This window comes from Arthrobacter sp. SAFR-044, assembly GCF_059414985.1.
Genome location: NZ_JBPFDN010000008.1, coordinates 151,270 through 170,201, shown reverse-complemented (window position 1 = coordinate 170,201; position 18,932 = coordinate 151,270). Strand labels below are relative to the sequence as shown.

The window sequence follows — 18,932 nt, the reverse complement described above, 5'->3', positions numbered from 1 at the left end:
TCACTTCCAGGCTCCAAACCCAGGACGCCCCATCACTTTTCGCCCTTAAATCCGCAACGCGTCTGCACTCACTGCAGACGCGTTCCGGATTTAAGGGCAGAATCTGATGGCGGGTTTGGACCCCGGTCAGCGCCGGGGGATGTTGCGCAGGTTGCTGCGCGCCATGCTCACTGCCTCGCCCGCCCCGCGGTTCAGGACCACCTTGGACATGGCGGTGGCGAACCCGATCACCTGCGAACCGGAGATCTTCGGCGGGATGGACAGCGCCTTGGGGTCGGTAATGAGCTCCACCAGCGACGGGCCGGGGTGCGCGAACGCCTCCCGGTACGCCGATTCGATCTGCGCCGGATCCGTGACCCGGACGGCATGGAAGCCCAGCGCCTGTGCCACGGCCGCGTAGTTGGCGTCCGGGACGTCCACGCCGAAATCGGGCAGCCCGTCCACCAGCATCTCGAGCTTGACCATGCCCAGCGTGGAGTTGTTGAACACCACCACGTTGACCGGCAGCTTGTACGCGGCGGCCGTGATGAGCTCACCCAGCAGCATGGACAGGCCGCCGTCGCCGGAGACCGAGATGACCTGCCGGCCGGGGTACGCCAGCTGGGCGCCAATGGCGTGCGGCAGGGCGTTGGCCATGGAGCCGTGCAGGAACGACCCGATCAGCCGGCGGGTGCCCAGCGGATTGATGTAGCGCGCGGTCCAGACGTTGCACATTCCGGTGTCCGCAGTGAAGATGGCGTCCTCAGCGGCCACCTGGTCCAGCAGGGACGCCGCGTACTCCGGGTGGATGGGCTGCTTCTTCTCCACCTTCCGGGTGTAGGCGCCCACGGCTTTGTTCATGAGCCGGTCGTGCTTCTTGAGCATCTGGTCCAGGAACCGGCGGCTCTTCTTCGCCTTCACCAGCGGGAGCAGCGCGCGCAGCGTCGGCAGCACGTCCCCGTGGACGGCGATGTCGACGTCGGTCCGGCGGCCCAGTCGCTGCGCGGCCCGGTCCACCTGCGCTGTCCGGGTGTCCGGCAGGAACTGGTCATATGGGAAGTCGGTGCCCAGGAGGACCAGCAGGTCGGCGTCCTCGATCCCTTCCGCCGCGGCCCCGTAGCCCAGCAGGCCGGTCATTCCAATATCGAACGGGTTGTCGTACTGGACGAAGTCCTTGCCGCGCAGCGAGTGCCCCACCGGCGCCTTGGCCAGTTCTGCGAGCGCCATCAGTTCGCTGTGCGCCCCCTCCACGCCGGCGCCGGCGAAGATGGCCACCTTGCCGGCGTCGTTGATGGCGTCCGCGAGCGCCTGGACGCTGGCCGGGTCCGGCACCAGGCTGGCCGGCCGGAAGGTAGCCGGGAGCGGCGTGGGGCCCACGGCCTCCAGGCCTGCGATGTCGCCCGGAAGGGTGACGACGGCGACTCCCCCAAGTCCCAGCGCGTGCTGGATGGCGCTGTGCATCACCCGTGGCGCCTGCTCCGCGGTGCTTACCAGCTCGGAATATACCGAGCACTCGTTGAACAGCCGGTCCGGGTGCGTTTCCTGGAAGAAAGTGGTGCCGATCTGCTTGCTGGGAATGTGCGAGGCGATGGCCACCACCGGCGCGCCGGAGCGGTTGGCGTCGTACAGGCCGTTGATCAGGTGCAGGTTCCCGGGGCCGCAGGACCCTGCGCAGACTGCGAGCTTGCCGGTGAGCTGCGCCTCAGCAGCGGCGGCAAAGGCAGCGGCTTCCTCATGCCGGACATGCACCCAGTCGATGCCGCCCTTCGCCGAGCCGCCTGTTTGCCTGACGGCATCCACGATGGGGTTGAGGCTGTCGCCCACGATCCCGTAGATCCGCTGCACGCCGGCAGCCTGGAGTTGTTCGATGAGCTGGGTGGCAAGTTCCTTGGCCATGGGTGCAGACTCCCGCGGTGGTGGTGGTGTGCTGACATGGCCCAATATAGTCCGCCCGTGGTGGTGTGCTGACATGGCCCAATATAGTCCGCCCGCCTGGGCGGATACATTGGCAGGACACCCCCCGGCGCGTTGGAGTGGGCAGGCAAAAGGAGGCGTACGACGGCGGCCGGGCAGCCGCCGTCGTACGCCTCCTTTGGGAACAGGGCACCTTGGTGCCCCGAGGGCTAAACGCCGAGGACGTCCTTGTCCTTGCCGCCGCCCTGCGGCGCCCGCTCCCAGGCGTGGCCCTGTTCGTCGTCCAAGTGCGTGGCCTTCTTGTTCTTCAGCGCGAAGATGTAGACCAGCAGCGAGATGGCGATGGCCACGGTGACGTAGGTGAAGAACAGGTCTTCCCGCTCCGCCTTCTGGAAGGCCGCGCCAATCAGCGGCACGGTGCCGCCGAACAGCGAGTTGGCGATCGCGTAGCCCAGCCCCACGCCGAGCGCACGGATGGACGCAGGGAAAAGTTCGGCCTTCACCAGGGCATTGATGGAGGTGTAGCCGCCCACGATCAGCAGGCCGCCCATCATCAGCAAGAAGGCTGTGAAGGGGTCCTTGGTGCCGGCCAGGGTGGAGAGCAGCGGCCAGGTGAAGAGCACGCCGGTGATGCCGAACCAGAGCAGCAGCGGCTTGCGGCCCACCTTGTCCGAGATGATGCCGTACACGGGCTGGAGCAGCATGAAGATGAACAGGGCCCAGAAGTTGATGACCGAAGTGTCCGTCTTGGCGATGCCTGACGTATCGTTCATGAACTTCAGGATGAAGTTGGTGTAGGTGTAGAACGCTACGGTGCCGCCCAGGGTGATGCCAATGCACACCAGCAGCGGCTTCCAGTAGCTGGTGAACAGCAGCTTCATGGTGCCCGGCTGCGCCTGTCCGGCAACGGCGGGAGTCTTGGCCGCTTCGATCTGCTCTGCGGAAACGGTCTCCTCCATGGAGCGGCGGAGCCACAGCACCACCAGGGCAGCCACGCCGCCGATGGCGAACGGGATGCGCCAGCCCCACTCGCCCAGGTCGCCCTTGGGCATGACGTTCTGCAGGATCACCAGGACCAGCAGGGCCAGCATCTGGCCGCCGATCAGGGTGACGTACTGGAAGCTGGAGAAGAAGCCGCGGCGCTTGCTGGTGGCTGCCTCGGACATGTAGGTGGCGCTGGTGCCGTACTCGCCGCCCACGGAGAAGCCCTGGATCACGCGGACGATCACCAGCAGGATCATGGCCCACAGCCCGATCTGCTGCTGCGTGGGCAGGATGGCGATGGCGAAGGAGCCCGCGGACATCAGGGTCACGCTGAGGGTCAGTGCGGCCTTGCGGCCCTTGCGGTCCGCGTACCGGCCAAAGAACCAGGCGCCGATGGGCCGCATGAGGAACGACGTCGAAAAGACGGCCATCGCTTCGAGGCCTGCCTGGAGCTCGTCCTTGGAGTTGAAGAAGTGGGCCTGGAAGTAGGCGGCGAAGACGGTGTAGACGTAGAGGTCGTACCACTCCACAAGGTTGCCGGCAGAGCCTTTGAGGATGTTGCCCACCGCCCGACGGGTCTGGGCTGCCTCCGTGCGGGGCGCGGTATGTTGGGTGCTCATCGGTGAGTTTCTCCTTGTGGTGACTTCGGCCTCCAACGCCGGAGGGCCTCATCCACGGTATGGGTGATCCACCGCACAACCAACGTGGCGGGGCATTTCCTAACACTTCCTTAGGTTTTGCCCACGTGTCCCCGTGCGCCTGGCTGCCCGCCGCCGTCGGGCAAAACCTTTCCGCAGGCGGTAGTCTCCAAAGGCGGGGATGATCAGGAGATCGCACAACGGCAAGGAAGATGGCAATGGACGTGCTGATCGTCGAGGACGACGATGCCATGGCCGGTGCCCTCACCGCCGCCGTCGAAAGCGCTGGACACCACCCGCAGCGGCTGGCGCGGGGCGCTGATGCGCTGCTGTTGCACCGGAACTTCCAGGTCGTCCTCCTGGACCTTGGCCTGCCGGACATGGACGGGCTGGAGGTGCTGCGCAAACTGCGCCAGGTCACCGATGTCCCCATCCTGATCCTGACCGCCCGGGACGACGAACGCAGCGTGGTGCTCGGGCTGCGTTCCGGCGCGGATGACTACCTGGTCAAGCCGGTCAAGCTGGTGGAGCTGCTGGCGCGGATCGAAGCGGTGACGCGGCGGGCCGGGCGCGCCGCCGGCATCCCGCAGGAGGACGTCATTGTGCTGGATGACCTGGTGATCGACCTGAACCGGCACACCGCTGCCAAATCCGGCCTGCCGCTCCCCCTGACCGCTACCGAGTTCGAACTCCTCGCGCTGCTGGCACGCCATGCCGGCTCGGTGGTCACCCGGGAACAGATCCTTGACGCGCTGTGGGGCGACGCCTTCCTGGCTTCTTCCCGTTCTCTGGACGTCCACCTCACTGGCCTGCGGGCGAAACTGCAGAAGCCCGGCTTCATCATCAACGTCCGCGGGGTGGGCTACCGGGTGGAGGCGGCCGGCGCATGAGGCTGCGGGTGCTGGGCGTCCTCAGCGTGCTCTGCCTGGTGGTGGTCTTCCTGATTTCCGGCACCATCCTCAGCTCCGCGTCCCGTGAGCTGACCCAGGAACTGCAGATCAACCGGGCAGCGGCCCTGAACCGACTGGCCCAGGTGGCGTTTGATGCTGCCGGGGACGGGGACACTGCGCGGTTGCAGCGCGAGATGGACACATACTCCGGGCTGTACGGGGAGGGGATCGTGGTGCGCGTCCAGCAGGCCACGCTTCAATCCGGGAACTTCGATGCGGGCCGGTCCGACGTGCAGGAAGCACTCTCCCTGGCCGGGTTGAACGTCAGCAACACCGCCCTGGAGCCGCTGGAGCCGTTCAGTTCCGGCTCCCGGGTCATCTTCCGTCCCTTCGGCAGCGCCAGCCAGGTCCTGGGCGCTGTGGTGCTGGACGTCGACGCCGACACCGCCCAGCAGAAGCTCCGGGAACGGTGGCTCGCGGTGGGCGTGGCGGCGCTCGCCCTGGCCGCCGTGCTGCTGCTCGGCGCCGCCCGGGTCACCGGCTGGGTCCTCCGGCCCGTCCAGCGGCTGAACTCGGCGGTGCACGAACTGGAAAGGACCGGCCGCGCGGGACGCCTCCCGGAGGACGGGCCGCCGGAACTGCGGGAACTGAGCCGCTCCTTCACGGTGATGGCCAGGACCGTGAGCGCCAGCATGGCAGCGCAGCGGCAGCTGATTGCGGACACGTCACACCAGCTGCGCAACCCGGTGGGCGCGCTCCGGCTCCGGCTGGACCTGCTTCAGCTCGAACTCACGACGGCCCGTGAACACGACGCGGCAGAGCGGGCCATGGCGGAGCTGGAGCGGGTGGAGGAGATCCTGGACGGGGTGCTGAAGCTTGCGGCCGCCGAGCACCGGGCGTCCGAAGGGTACCTGCGGGCGGCCGGGAGCCTGGAAGACTTTCCCGCGCCGGAACCGGTGGACCCTTTCCCGGTCCTCCAAGGGGAGATCGAGCGGGCAGCACCGCTGGCAGAACAGGCCGGCTGCCGGCTGGTCCTCGCGCTCCCTCCGCAGCCGCCGGCACTGGTTTCCTGCCGCCCCGCAGAGCTGGCCCAGATGGCGTCCGAACTCCTCAACAACGCCATCAAGTACGCGCCCGGCGCCACCGTGAGGTGCACGGTCCGGCTGGAAGGGGACGCAGTGGTGGTGGAGATTTCCGACGACGGCCCAGGACTTTCCGGCGCGGAGCGCGCCTCAGCTGCCACCAGGTTCTGGCGGTCCCCACAGCATTCATCGGTTCCGGGAACCGGGCTGGGAATGACCATCGTGGGTGAGCTTGCTGCGGCCAACGGAGGGCGTCTGGTGCTGGCCGAAGCAGCCCCGCGTGGGCTCGCGGCGCGGGTCGAGTTTCCCGTTCCACCCGCCGCCCGGCCGGCACCGGGGTCCGGCGGGGGTGGTGCCCGTGCATGATCCGCTTGCCCCGGACGGTGCTGCCGCGCAGCCGACGCGGCGGTCCTTGCTCAAGTCTGCCTTCGCCGTCGGACTCGTGGCCTGCCTGCCGCCTGCCCTCAGTGCGTGCACCGGGGACGACCGGCCGGAGGACCTGGTGGTGGCCGGCGGCGAACCCGGCGGCTTCTACCTCGAGTTCTCAACGCTGCTGGCCGCCGCGCTGGAACGCCACGGCGTTGCCGCCCATGCGCGGGCGGTGGCCACCGGCGGAAGCCTGGACAACATCGCGGAGCTGCGGGCGGGGCAGGCCGCGTTTGCCGTGGCCCTGGCCGATGCTGCGGGCCAGGCGGGCGGGGGCGGGGCGGAGATCGCCGCCATCGGGAAGGTGTACGAGAACTACGTCCACTGCGTGGTGCGGAAGGACAGCGGGATCCGGGACATATCCGGGCTGGCGGGGCGGCGGGTTGCCGTGGGGCAGCCTGGATCGGGCACCTCGCTCACCACTCCCCGGCTGCTCGAAGCGGCGGGTCTGGGCACTTCGGCGGAGTCCGCGCCGCCGTCCGCCGGAACTGCCGCCGTCGAACATCTTGGCTTGAATGACGGCATCGCTGCGCTCAAGGCGGGGACCGTGGATGCCCTGTTCTGGTCCGGTGGCGTGCCCACCGCGGCCATCGCTACCGCGCAGCAGGACGTGGCGCTGGGACTGCTGGACTTATCCGCACTGCTGCCGGAACTGCGGCGGAGGTACGGCGGGATGTACGACCGGGTCCTGGTACCGGAGGGCAGTTATCCCGGCATACCGGCGGTGTGGACGGTGGGTGCTCCCAACCTGCTGCTCTGCCGCAGGGACCTGGACAGCGCCACCGTGGAGCGGACCGTCCAACTGCTGGTGCACAACGCCGGAGAACTCATTCCCCAATCCACCCTGGGCGTGCAGTTCCTTAGCCCGGAGAGCCTCATCAACACCGCCGGAATCCCCCTGCACCCCGCCGCCGCGGCAGCCTACCGGACCCTCCACGGCTGACCCAACGCCCCATCACCTTCGGCGGCACAAACCCGGGCGCCCCATCACCTTTGGCGGCACAAACCCAAACGCCCGCTCACATCTGGCGCCACAAACCTAAACGCCCGCTCACCTTTCGCAGGAAATCCTCCAACGCCCGCTCACTATCCTCAAGAAAGTGAGACGGGGATGACCCAGCTTGCACCCGGCTATCCACATATAACGGTCCTGGCGTGGCGGTCCGATCGCTACCTTTCTAGCCTTTGAGCTCAACGGAAGAGCAAGCGAGCGAGGATTACTGTGGCCAAGAAGCGACATGGAGCATCGGCACGTTCGAGGATTTCCCGAAAAGGGCACGGAGGCTCGGCACGAAGTTCCAGGCCCGAAGTTCCCCAGGGTTCGGACCAGAACATTCGGGAGTTCGAGACCCTCACGCCAGCCTTTGTCCGCTGGTATGGGGAGCAGTATTTCAATACAGACGTGGTACGGGTTCTAGGACACTTATCGGACTTCTTCCGATTCCTTCCCGAAAGTAAAAGGTCCGCTGGGATAACTGCCTTAGAACCGACCAGAGTAGCTGCGGCGTTGGCTTCGCTCATGCTGCAATCCGTGGACACGGGCGTCATGACTGCCATCAGCGTCGGCAAGTTCCTGCACTTCCTCCGGGATTCCGGACGGTGGACCGGCAACACGTACTCGTTTCGTGCAGTCGATGGCATTACACGGGAGATCATCCTTTTGGATTTCAACGCGGTACTTAGCAGGATGCGGGTGGGCGGGCGGGTCACAATCGATGACCTTCCCGATTGCTAGCTTCCGGAGTGGGCCTGCAGGAAGCTGTACACCTCGGTCTCGTCCACGCCGGGGAACGCACCCGGGGGCATTGCTGCCAGCAGGTGCGAGTGGGCCCGGGCCGAGGGCCACGCGTTGCCGGCCCACTGGTTGGTCAGCTCGGCCGGGGGCCGCTTGCAGCACGTGGGATCGGGGCAGTTGGAGGTGGCGCGAGCGGTGGTCTCCCGCCCGCGGAACCACTTCACGTGCTGGTACGGCACGCCGATGCTGAGGGAGAACTCGCCGCTGGCCGACCGTTCAGTACGGGCTGTGCACCAATACGTGCCGGACGGCGTATCCGTGTACTGGCTGTAGGCACTGAACTTATCCGGCACGTCGAACACGGCACGCGAGGTCCAGGCCTTGCACGACGGCTGGCCCTCGATGGCGCCGGTATGGTCCTGGGGAAAGTTCACGCCGTCGTTCTCATACGCCTTGTAGATGATGCCGCTCTGGTGCGTCTTCTGAAAATGCGTTGTGAGGCCCAGGTGCTTGGTGGCCAGATTGGTGAAACGGTGCGCCGCTGTCTCGTAGGAGACGGCGAAGGCGTCCCGGAGATCCTCCACCGCGATTTCCTTGGCCGCTTTGGCTTTTTGCAGAAATTCCACTGTTGCCTGCTCAGGCAGGAGCAGGGCTGCGGCGAAATAGTTGGTGGCCACCCGCTGGGCCAGGAAGTCGCCGTAGTTCTTGGGCGTCTCATGGCCCAGGACGTAGTGGCCCAGGGCCTGCAGCAGCACCGAACGGGGGTCATGGTCCTGCCGCTGGCTCTGCGTCAGGTAAATTTTGCGGTTCTTCAAGTCCGTCACGGAGCGGGTGGAATGCGGCAGGTCGCCCACGTGGTGCAGGGTGAAGCCCAGGTGCTCAGCGATGTCCGCGATGACATGCTGGCTCAGCGGCCCGGTGGTGTAACCCACCTCCTTGAGGACCTTCTGCGCCTCGGCCTCGTACTCCGGGAAATAGTTCCCGCGCTCGCGCATCATGGCCCGCAGTTCACCGTTGGCGCGGCGCGCCTCCTCGGGGGTGGCCACCTGCTCATTCATCTTCCGTTCCAGTTCGTGCAGCAGCCCCACCTGGGCCTCCAACACATCCAGCGGAAGCCGCGAACTGATGCGGATTCTGGGCAGGTTCAGCGATTCGTACAGCGGCCCCCGCTGGTACCGTTCCAGCTCGATTTCCAGGGCTGCCCGGCGGCTGGGAGGCTCGGCTCCGAGCAGTTGGTCGATGGTGACATTGAGCGCCGCCGCGAGGTGCTGGAGGAGGGTCAGTTTGGGCTCACGCTTGCCGTTCTCAATGAGGCTTAGCTGGCTGGGAGCGGTTCCGACGGCGACGCTCAGGTCATCGAGCGTGAGCCCGGCTTGTTTGCGGAGATGGCGGACGCGGCGGCCCAGCGCGATGACGTCCAGTTCCGCTGCGGCGGCTGACGGCGGGTGGGAAACGTCCCTGTTCCAGCTTGAAGGCGACATTTCTGAAGAATACGTGAAGAAGTGCATTTCTTTCCATACTTTTTCTCTAGAAAGGGGGTTGAAAGTGCTGAAAAGTAGGTGTCACGGAAAGAAACACCGCACCGGATAAGCCGGTGGGAACCTCAACGGAGCGGTTCCCACCTACTCCATCCGGAGCTCAATCAAGGAGATCAACGATGACTGCAGCATTTGAGCCCACCCAGCAGACGCCCGAAGAGCAGGCCGCCGCCCTGGAGCTCGAGTGGGCCGCCAACCCCCGCTGGGAAGGTGTGACCCGGGACTACTCAGCTTCCGACGTCGTCCGTCTCCGCGGCCGCGTCTCCGAAGAGCACACCCTGGCCCGGCGGGGTTCGGAGAAGCTGTGGAAGCAGCTGACCGAGGAGCACAAGACCGGCGGTTACACCAACGCCCTGGGCGCCCTCACCGGCAACCAGGCCGTGCAGCAGGTCAAGGCCGGGCTGCGCGCCATCTACCTTTCCGGCTGGCAGGTCGCCGCGGACGCCAACAACTCCGGCCACACCTACCCGGACCAGTCCCTCTACCCGGCAAACTCGGTCCCCACCGTAGTCCGCCGGATCAACAACGCCCTGCTCCGCGCCGACCAGATCGAGTTCTCCGAAGGCATCCAGAGCGTTGAGGACTGGCTGGTCCCGATCGTCGCCGACGCCGAAGCCGGCTTCGGCGGCCCGCTGAACGCCTACGAGCTCATGAAGTCCATGATCCAGGCCGGCGCCTCCGGTGTTCACTGGGAAGACCAGCTGGCCTCCGAGAAGAAGTGCGGCCACCTCGGCGGCAAGGTCCTGATTCCCACCCAGCAGCACGTCCGCACCCTCAACGCCGCCCGCCTGGCAGCCGACGTCGCCGGCACCCCCACCGTCGTCATCGCCCGCACGGACGCCGAGGCCGCCACCCTGATCACCTCCGACGTCGACGAGCGCGACCAGGAGTTCATCACCGGTGAGCGCACCGCGGAGGGCTTCTACAAGGTCCGCAACGGCATCGAGCCCTGCATCGCCCGTGCCAAGGCCTACGCCCCGTACTCGGACCTGATCTGGATGGAGACGGGTACTCCGGACCTGGAGCTGGCCCGCAAGTTCGCCGAGTCCGTCAAGGCCGAGTTCCCGGACCAGATGCTCTCCTACAACTGCTCGCCGTCCTTCAACTGGCGCAAGCACCTGGACGACGACACCATCGCCAAGTTCCAGCGCGAACTCGGCGCCATGGGCTTCACGTTCCAGTTCATCACCCTGGCCGGATTCCACGCCCTGAACTACTCGATGTTCGACCTCGCCCACGGCTACGCCCGGGAAGGCATGAGCGCCTACGTCGAGCTCCAGGAAAAGGAATTCGCCTCCGAGTCCCGCGGCTACACCGCAACCAAGCACCAGCGCGAAGTCGGCACCGGCTACTTCGACACCATCTCCACGGCGCTCAACCCGAACGCGTCCACCCTCGCCCTCGTGGGATCCACCGAAGAGGGCCAGTTCCACTAACAACTTACGACGGCGGTGCTTCCGTCCGGCCTTCGGACCGGCATCGCTCTGCCTGCTATTCCCCACGTCCGGCCTTGGGCTCGTAGAACTCGCCGAGGCCGGACGCAGGGCCCCTTTTACGCAGGCTGCCGCGACACCGGCTCCTCGGCCTCGTGCCTCAGTCGCCACCCTGCCGCTACCCGCCGTCGAACTTCCCTTTCGTCTTTAAGGAGACTGAAATGAACAGCTTTACTGACTCATTCACCATCAACGGCATAACCCTGACCGCGCAGCCGATTTGCCGGCAGGACGAAGTGCTGACGCCGGATGCCCTCTCCTTCATTGCCAAGCTGCACCGGGCCACTGCGGAGCGGCGGCAGGAACTCCTGCAGGCGCGGCGCACCCGGCGGGCCGATATCGCCGCAGGGGCAGACCCGCGGTTCCTGCGGGAGACCGAGCACATCCGGAATGATCCGTCCTGGCGGGTCGCTCCCCCGGCACCGGGCCTGGAGGACCGGCGGGTGGAAATCACGGGGCCGGTGGACAAGAAGATGACCATCAACGCCCTGAACTCCGGTGCCAAGGTGTGGCTGGCGGACATGGAAGACTCCTCCACCCCCACGTGGCGCAACGTCATCAAGGGCCAGCTGAACCTCACCGACGCCCTGGAACGCCGGATCGATTTCACCACCGAAGAAGGCAAGGAATACAAGCTCCGTCCGGCCGGCGAGCTGCCCACCATCGTGGTCCGCCCCCGCGGCTGGCACCTGCCGGAGAAACACATGCTCATCGACGGCCAGCCCATCGCCGGCGGCATCGTGGACTTCGGCCTGTTCTTCTTCCACAACGCCCGCCGCCTCCTCGCCCAGGGCAAGGGCCCGTACTTCTACCTGCCCAAGATCGAGAACCACCTCGAAGCCCGGCTGTGGAACGACATCTTCATCCTGGCCCAGGACCTGCTCGGCATCCCACAGGGCACCATCCGAGCCACGGTACTGATCGAAACCATCACCGCGGCATTCGAAATGGAGGAGATCCTCTTCGAACTGCGGGACCACGCCGCAGGCCTGAACGCCGGCCGCTGGGACTACATCTTCTCCATCATCAAGAACTTCCGCACCCGCGGCCCCCGCTTCGTCCTGCCTGACCGCGGGCAGGTGACCATGACCGCCCCCTTCATGCGCGCCTACACCGAGCAACTCGTCCGGGCCTGCCACAAGCGCGGCGCCATGGCCATCGGCGGCATGGCCGCAGCCGTCCCCAACCGCAAGGACCCGGAGGCCAACGCCAACGCCCTCGAGAAGGTCCGCGCTGACAAGACCCGCGAGGCCAACGACGGCTTCGACGGCTCCTGGGTGGCCCACCCGGACCTGGTGCCCATCTGCCGCGAAGTGTTCGACGGCGTCCTTGGCGCCCGCCCCAACCAGCTGGACCGGCTCCGCGAAGACGTCACCCCGGACGACCGCGCCCTCATCGACATCGCCTCCCTGCACGGCACCATCACCGAGCAGGGCATCCGGAACAACATCGAGGTAGGCATCCGCTACATCGAATCCTGGCTCCGCGGAAACGGCGCAGTGGCCATCCACAACCTCATGGAGGACGCCGCCACCGCCGAAATCTCCCGCTCACAGCTCTGGCAGTGGATCTACGCCCGGGCCATCACCGACCACGGCGAGATCATCAGCCACGAGTGGGTGGAGGAGCTCCTGGACGAGGAATTCGCCCGGCTCGAACGCTTCGACGGCGACCGGTTCGAGGACGCCCGCGACATCTTCGAAGAGGTCACGCTCAGCCGTGAGTTCCCGTCCTTCCTCACCCTCCCCGCCTACGCCCGCTACCTGACCGAGGCCCGCGAAAAGGCCACCGTCGAGGAGCTCGCCGCGGCTTAACCAGACTTCCGTCTGCCGGGCCGGCACGCCCTTCGCAACAGGCCCCCCGAAATCCGGGGCGCCGGCCCGGCAACGGAGCATTTGAATCACCCCGCGAGATGGCATTTAAGGGCAATATTCCCAGGAATGATTGCCCTCAAGTGCCATCTCGCGGAGGGGTTTGAGAGGGAAAGACGACGGCGGCGGGTCGCCTCAGCGGCCTTTCGGCACCAGCCTCACGGACAGGGTGGTGCTGACGAAGAAGGTCAGCACCGAAACCAGGATGACCAGCAGCGCCGGGGTCCACGATCCCGAGCTGTCGTGGACGAAGCCCACCAGCGGCGGTGCCACCGCGGCCAGGCAGTAGCCCAGGCCCTGGACAGTTGCTGACATCCGGCCGGCCGAGGCCTGGTCGCGGGCCAGCTTGATGATGGCGATGAAGATCAGGGTGATGCCGCCGCCCTGCGCGATCCCGCCGGAGGTGGACCACAGCCACCACAGTTGCGGCAGGAAGAGCAGCCCCACCGGAACGGCAAGCCACAACGTACCCAGGGTGACCGCCACCGCCGTCGTACTCAGGTATTTGGCCGCGAAAGGCACGCCGAGTCCGCCCACGATGGCCAGGATCTGGAAGATCGAGGACGCGGCGCCGGCCTGGGCTGCGTTCATTCCCAGTTCGTCGTGCAGGTAGCTCGGCAGCCACGCCGTGACGCCGTAATAGGAGAACGCCTGGCCGCCGAAGCCGGCCGTGAGTCCGGCAGTAATCCAGCCGGAACGGCTTGCCGGGGCACGGGGTGTGTCCCCGCCGTCTTCGGCCTCGGCCAGGAAAGCCGTCCGGGGCCCCACGGCCAGCACCCACACCACCACCGCGGCGACGGCCAAAACGGCGACAGCGCCCAGGGCCACCCGCCACCCCGTCACTGCTGCCAGCGGAGCCATGGCTACTGAGGTCAGGAAGGACCCGATGTTCAGGGCTGCGGTGTAGATGCCCATCGCGGTCCCCTGCCGCCGCGGGGCAAAATCGCGGCGAATGATCAGCGGCACCGCAATGTTGCCTATCGTGATGGCCACGCCAATGACCACCGTGCCGGCCACCACCAGCGCCGCTCCCCCGGCGGAGCGGAGCAGCACACCGGCCAGCACCCCCAGGATGGTCAGCGTCACGGCGAACTCCGCACCGAACTTCCGCGCCGCCAGGGAGGCCAGCGGAGCCGCGAGCGAGAAGCAGAGGACGGGGATGCTGGTCAGCAGCCCCAGCATGACCGGCGAAAAGTGCAGTTCGGCCTGCATGAGGTCCACCAAGGGGGCGACGGCAACGAACGGGCCCCGGAGGTTCAGCGCCAGCAGGCCGATGCAGGCCAGCAGGACCCAGCTTTTCGGGATGCGGGACAGGACGTGGCCGCTCACAGGGGCAAAATCGGGAATGGGCGTGGATTCATCACTCCCATTGCTATCACGCTCCGCGTTGCTGGAGTTTCAGGCACCGTGCCGGCAGGCCCTGCCATACGATGAACGTGACCCAGGACGAAGGAAACCGCGAAGGATCCCCATGACCCACCGCCTTGCCATCCTCGACGACTACCAGGACGTGGCCCACGGCTTCGCCGACTTCACGGCGTTGGAGGCGCAAGGAGTCATCGTAACATCCTACCGTGAACCTTTTGCCTCCCGGGACGCCCTGGTGTCAGCGCTGGCGGACACCACCATGGTGATCGCCATGCGGGAGCGGACGGCGTTCCCCCGTGAAGTGTTCGCGAAGCTGCCGGCACTCGAGCTGCTGGTCACCACGGGCATGGCGAACGCCACCATCGACGTGGCAGCGGCAGCCGAGCACGGGGTGACGGTGTGCGGCACGCCCGGCTCACCCACAGCCGCGCCGGAGCTGACCTGGGCCCTCCTTCTCGCCATCGCCCGGCACCTTCCAGCCGAGGACAATTCACTCCGGGCGGGCACCTGGCAGTCAACGGTGGGCGTTGAGCTGGCGGGGAAAACCCTGGGCATCGTGGGGCTGGGCAAGATCGGCCGGCGCGTGGCCGCGTACGGGCAGGCGTTCGGCATGGACGTGGTGGCGTGGAGCCAGAACCTCACGGCGGAGGCGGCCAAAGAGGCGGGCGCCCGGCTGGTGTCCAAGGAGGAGCTCTTCACCGTGGCTGACGTCGCCACCCTCCACCTGAGGCTCTCCGCGCGGTCTGAAAACACGGTGGGCGAGGCCGAACTGAAGCTGCTGGGACCCGAAGGCATCCTGGTAAACTCCGCCCGCGGGCCCCTGGTGGACCAGGAGGCGCTGATCAAGGCATTAAACGAGGGGTGGATCCGCGGCGCGGCCCTGGACGTCTTTGACCAGGAACCTTTGCAGGCCGGGCACCCGCTCCTGGCTGCGCCGAACACGGTACTTTCCCCGCACCTGGGGTATGTCACGCAGGAAAGCTACCGGCAGTTCTACGGCGGGGCCCTTGAGGACGTCACCGCCTGGCTTGCCGGCTCCCCCGTCCGAACCATCACCCCCTGACCTGGAGGGACACCGCATGACCCACACCATCCGCAAGGCAACAGCGGACGACGCCGGCGCGCTGGCTGCGCTGGCAGCCGTCACCTTTCCGCTGGCCTGCCCGCCGTCGTCGTCACCTGCGGACATTGCCGCCCACCTGGCCACCACGCTCAGTGAGGAACACTTCGCGGCCTATCTAGCGGACCCGGACGTCTCCGTACTGGTCATCGACGCCGACGGGCAGCTTTCCGGCTACAGCCTCCTGGTGGACAGGCCTGCCGGCGACCCGGATGTGGCCTCCGTGCTGACGCTGCTGCCCTCCGTGGAGATCAGCAAGTGCTATGTCCACCCCGATTACCACGGGCTGGGCGCGGCCGCTGAACTCATGCATGCCAGCCTGCAGGTGGCAGCGGCCGCCGGCGGCGCCGGGGCCTGGCTGGGCGTGAACAGCCAGAACGCCCGCGCCATCCGCTTCTACGAAAAGTCCGGTTTCCACAAAGTGGGCACCAAATCCTTCCGGCTGGGCAGCACCGTGGAGCACGACTTCGTCCTGGAACGTGCCCTGCCTTAGGCATCCGGATCCTCGGGGCCGTGGCTCCTCCGGCGCCGCCGTCAGTGCAGCCTGCGGACGTCCCCGCCGGCCGGCACCCGTTCCACCGGGTAGGCCAGCGGCGGCCGCGGTTCGTCCAGGAGCTTCAGCCCCGGCGGCAGACCTTCGATGGTGCCGGTCGATCCGGCGGCCGTGATGGTCACCCGGCTCGAATCCAGTAGGACGTTTTCCGCCCTGAATTTGCCCACGGTTTCCGGCAGGATCGGGGCCAGGTGCACCACCCCGCGGGTGAAGACGGGGTCGAACCGCAGCAGGATCCTTGCGAGCTGCACTGGCGCCGCCGCGGCCCATGCCTGCGGCGAGCACGCGGTGGGATATGGAACAGGGCCGGGGTACTCGCCACGGTCGAACCCGCAAAAAAGCTCCGGCAGCCGGCCGCCAAAGTGCTGGGCAGCATCGAGGATGCCCAAGGCTACCCTCTTGGCCTCGTCCACGAACCCGTACCGCATCAGCCCGGTGGCCACCAGCGCCGTATCATGTGGCCACACCGAGCCGTTGTGGTAGCTGACCGGGTTGTAGGCGCCCATGTCGGAAGCCAGCGTGCGGATGCCCCAGCCCGTGAACATCTGCGGGGACATCAGGTTCTCCATGACGGACGCCGCTTTGTCTTCGTCCACGATGCCGGTCCACAGGCAATGGCCAATGTTGGAGGTCAACGCATCAACCTGGCGCTTGTCCTTGTCCAGCGCCACCGCGAAATAGCCCTTGTCCGGCAGCCAGAACTTCTTGTTGAACTCCTCCTTGAAGGCTGCCGCCTTTTGGGCCCAATGCTGTTCCAGGGCGGAATCGTTGCTCCAGTGGGCCAGCAATGACCTGCCCAGGTAGGCAGAGTAGACGTAAGCCTGGACTTCGCAGAGGGCGATCGGTGCTTCAGCAATGGTCCCGTCCGCGAAATTGATCCCGTCCCAGGAGTCCTTCCAGCCCTGGTTCACCAGGCCATGGTCGTTGGGCCGGATATACTCCACGAAGCCGTCGCCGTCGCGGTCGCCGTATTTTTCGATCCACTCCAGCGCCCGGTCCGCGTGGGCCAGCAGCGGCTGGATCGCATCCCTGGACAGCCCCCACCGGCTCAGCTCGCCCAATGTGGACACGAAAAGGGGGGTTGCGTCGGCTGTGCCGTAGTACGCCGTACCTCCCAGGGACAGACCGGCAGTAACACCAAGCCTGACTTCATGCGGGATGCGGCCGGGTTCCTCCTCAGAATCCAGATCCACTTTCTTTCCCTGGATCGCGGCCAGGGTTTGGAGCGTGCCCAGGGCGAGGTTGGGGTTGACCATCAGGCTCATGTAGGACGTCAGCAGCGAATCCCGTCCGAACAACGCCATGAACCACGGCGCCCCTGCCGCCACCGCGGCCCGGTCGGGGTGGTGGGCATCGAAGATCCGGAGGGCACCAAGATCACTCTGGCTTCGGTTGAGCACGTTCTGGAAGCTGGAGTCCTCGATGCTGATCCGCGGAACGTTCTCTTCCCAGGCCAGGTGCCGCCGGACGCCCTCGCGATGATGCGGCAGCTGGCCTTCCTTGAAGGGCTTTTCGGGCGCTTCCCCATTGACCAGCGGCACCACGATGACGCTCGTGGCCCATTTGCCCCTGGCCGGAACTGTGACGTGGAAACGCAGCCCGTCCATGCTGACCTCTGCACTCCGCGCGCCGATTGCGGAGCCCCGTTGCTGGCCATGCCGGGCGGCTTCGATGACGAGCTTGCCGTCAGAGACCACCCGGGTTGTGTCGTCCAGGCCGCTGGTACGGCCGCCCTTGACCTCGAAGAGGTCTGCCTGGTCAGCGTCCACGAGCAGCTCGATCTCGCACTCCACCGGTTCAGCTGCATAGTTTTCCAGGGAAATGTCGTCCTGCAGCCCTGGGCCGATGTGGCGGACCTGACGGACCACCAGCGGGCTGTCGAACCTCCCGCCGGGCCATTTGGCCCGGCCTACGAATGTGGCCTCGAACGGTTGCGGACGCTGCGCGGACAGCGGTTCGCGCAGCGAGCCATTGATGCGCAGCATCCAGCGCGAGATGATGCGCGTGTCCTGGAAGAAGACGCCGTTGGTGCCGGCGTCAGGGTTGATGTCGCCAAGGCCCGAGGAGATACAGAATGACGATCCTTCGAGGACTGTAACGGCGCCCACGTCGGATCCTGAGGCTTCGTTGTCTTCATTCCAGGCGGTCATGGAAGGACTCCCTTCTCCGGCAGATGCTGCCCGGGGGATCGGGAAGCATTCTTGCCCCTATAGATTCTGGTGTACCGGGGGACCCTGCGGAACCCCCGTGGGCGTCCTCCCTTCGATGAGCTCGGTGTAGAGCTCCAGGTGGTCTGCAACCATCCGCTCCGCGCTGAACCTGTCCTCCACATCTTTGCGGCAAACGGCCCTGTCCAGCGCTGCCGCTGCGGGTACAAAGCCGGCCAGTTCGTCGGTCCTCCCCAGGAAGCCCGTCCGGCCGTGATCAACAATTTCCGGGGCCGCGCCGATGAGCGTGCCGATCACCGGGGTGCCAGTGGCCAGCGCCTCGATCATCACCAGGCCGAAGGGCTCGGACCACTGGATGGGGTTCAGGAACGCCACGGCCCCACCCATCAACTGGTACTTGGCGGTATCGTCCACTTCCCCCACGAAATCCTCGTTGGGGCCGAGGATCGGTTCAATCACCTCCCGGAAGAAGCGGACCTCATCCGGCTCGCGCATCTTTACCGCGATTTTCAGGTGCATCCCCGCCTTCCTGGCGATGGTGATGGCCTCAAGCAGTCCCTTGTCTGGACACGAACGGCCAACGAAGCACAAATAGCCACCGCTGCCGGTCCCCACGGGCACGGCTGAGAGATCCATTCCGTGGTGAATTACCCGGGAGACTGGAACATCGGGAGCGTGCGAGGCCTGGTCCCTGGAGATGGCAATTACGGCAGCGCTCCGGGCAATGGCACGATAGATGTCCGCCGCCTGGGTGTGGAGGGGGCCGTGGATGGTTGTGGCCACCGGCACGCCGGCCGGCCGGTGCAGGTAGAGGGGCCCGGCCAGTGTGTGGTCGTGGATGATGGCCACGTCCTGGAGCCCCTGGTATGCCCGGACCACGTGGCTGAGCTCGGAGAGCGTGGCCCCCAGTCCGCCGTAATCGGTGGGTCGCATTCCGGGAACGAGCTGCACTGGACAGGTGCTGTCCGCCGGCGCCGCCAACAGCACTTCGTGCCCGGCCGCGGCGAAGCCCCTGGCCAGCGTGTCCACTACTCTTTCGGTTCCACCGTACATTGCCGGCGGAACGGGAATCCACGGCCCCGTTACAAGTCCAATCCGCATTCCTGGCCTCCCAGGTGATACAGGCCGGGCTCCCCAGCTGGCCGGGCACTACTCCACCGGGCGTGGTTGGTT

14 protein-coding genes are annotated in these 18,932 nt (G+C 66.5%); 8 read left to right on the top strand and 6 right to left on the bottom strand.

From position 1 onward, the window contains the following. Nucleotides 1-126: 126 nt before the first annotated feature. Entirely contained in the window at nt 127-1,875 is a 1,749-nt protein-coding gene (locus ACR65J_RS14035) for a pyruvate dehydrogenase (protein WP_440169967.1), read from the bottom strand. A 227-nt stretch (nt 1,876-2,102) separates the two neighbouring features. Continuing rightward, nucleotides 2,103-3,497 (bottom strand): MFS transporter, encoded by a 1,395-nt coding sequence (locus tag ACR65J_RS14030; protein ID WP_440169964.1) that lies wholly within the window; start codon nt 3,495-3,497, stop codon nt 2,103-2,105. Nucleotides 3,498-3,733: 236 nt separating this feature from the next. Between ACR65J_RS14030 and ACR65J_RS14025 the strand changes: the two genes are divergently transcribed. From ACR65J_RS14025 to ACR65J_RS14010, 4 genes are all read left to right on the top strand, one after another. Continuing rightward, the gene (locus ACR65J_RS14025; RefSeq protein ID WP_440169962.1) at nt 3,734-4,405 is read left to right on the top strand and encodes a response regulator transcription factor; all 672 of its coding nucleotides are present in this window, start codon (nt 3,734-3,736) and stop codon (nt 4,403-4,405) included. Then, nucleotides 4,402-5,853 (top strand): HAMP domain-containing sensor histidine kinase, encoded by a 1,452-nt coding sequence (locus ACR65J_RS14020; protein WP_440169960.1) that lies wholly within the window; start codon nt 4,402-4,404, stop codon nt 5,851-5,853. The genes ACR65J_RS14025 and ACR65J_RS14020 overlap by 4 nt, the downstream gene beginning before the upstream one ends. Further along, entirely contained in the window at nt 5,837-6,856 is a 1,020-nt protein-coding gene (locus ACR65J_RS14015; RefSeq protein WP_440169958.1) for a TAXI family TRAP transporter solute-binding subunit, read from the top strand. Before ACR65J_RS14020 ends, ACR65J_RS14015 begins: the two co-directional genes overlap by 17 nt. A 603-nt stretch (nt 6,857-7,459) precedes the next feature. After that, the gene (locus tag ACR65J_RS14010) at nt 7,460-7,648 is read left to right on the top strand and encodes a hypothetical protein (protein ID WP_440169956.1); all 189 of its coding nucleotides are present in this window, start codon (nt 7,460-7,462) and stop codon (nt 7,646-7,648) included. Here the strand turns inward: ACR65J_RS14010 and ACR65J_RS14005 are convergent. After that, nucleotides 7,645-9,156 (bottom strand): helix-turn-helix domain-containing protein, encoded by a 1,512-nt coding sequence (locus ACR65J_RS14005; RefSeq protein ID WP_440169953.1) that lies wholly within the window; start codon nt 9,154-9,156, stop codon nt 7,645-7,647. The two genes, ACR65J_RS14010 and ACR65J_RS14005, sit on opposite strands and share 4 nt — an antisense overlap. A gap of 149 nt (nt 9,157-9,305) precedes the next feature. Here ACR65J_RS14005 and aceA point away from each other — a divergent pair, with 149 nt between their 5' ends. Further along, nucleotides 9,306-10,622: an isocitrate lyase gene (gene aceA, locus ACR65J_RS14000; RefSeq protein WP_387563177.1), complete on the top strand. Its 1,317-nt coding sequence runs from the start codon at nt 9,306-9,308 to the stop codon at nt 10,620-10,622. 218 nt (nt 10,623-10,840) lie between these two features. Further along, nucleotides 10,841-12,493: a malate synthase A gene (aceB, locus tag ACR65J_RS13995; RefSeq protein WP_440169949.1), complete on the top strand. Its 1,653-nt coding sequence runs from the start codon at nt 10,841-10,843 to the stop codon at nt 12,491-12,493. A 192-nt stretch (nt 12,494-12,685) separates the two neighbouring features. Here the strand turns inward: aceB and ACR65J_RS13990 are convergent, their stop codons facing one another. Further along, nucleotides 12,686-13,879, bottom strand: coding sequence for an MFS transporter (locus ACR65J_RS13990; RefSeq protein WP_440169947.1), 1,194 nt, complete (start codon nt 13,877-13,879; stop codon nt 12,686-12,688). Nucleotides 13,880-14,021: 142 nt separating this feature from the next. Between ACR65J_RS13990 and ACR65J_RS13985 the strand changes: the two genes are divergently transcribed. Both ACR65J_RS13985 and ACR65J_RS13980 read left to right on the top strand, forming a co-directional pair. Beyond that, on the top strand, nt 14,022-14,981 hold the full coding sequence (locus ACR65J_RS13985; RefSeq protein WP_440169945.1) for a D-2-hydroxyacid dehydrogenase family protein: 960 nt from the start codon (nt 14,022-14,024) through the stop codon (nt 14,979-14,981). A gap of 16 nt (nt 14,982-14,997) precedes the next feature. After that, nucleotides 14,998-15,531: a GNAT family N-acetyltransferase gene (locus tag ACR65J_RS13980; protein WP_440169943.1), complete on the top strand. Its 534-nt coding sequence runs from the start codon at nt 14,998-15,000 to the stop codon at nt 15,529-15,531. 41 nt (nt 15,532-15,572) lie between these two features. Here the strand turns inward: ACR65J_RS13980 and ACR65J_RS13975 are convergent, their stop codons facing one another. Both ACR65J_RS13975 and ACR65J_RS13970 read right to left on the bottom strand, forming a co-directional pair. After that, on the bottom strand, nt 15,573-17,741 hold the full coding sequence (locus ACR65J_RS13975) for an amylo-alpha-1,6-glucosidase (RefSeq protein ID WP_440169941.1): 2,169 nt from the start codon (nt 17,739-17,741) through the stop codon (nt 15,573-15,575). A gap of 57 nt (nt 17,742-17,798) precedes the next feature. Then, nucleotides 17,799-18,860 (bottom strand): glycosyltransferase family 4 protein, encoded by a 1,062-nt coding sequence (locus tag ACR65J_RS13970; protein ID WP_440169938.1) that lies wholly within the window; start codon nt 18,858-18,860, stop codon nt 17,799-17,801. Nucleotides 18,861-18,932: the final 72 nt, after the last annotated feature.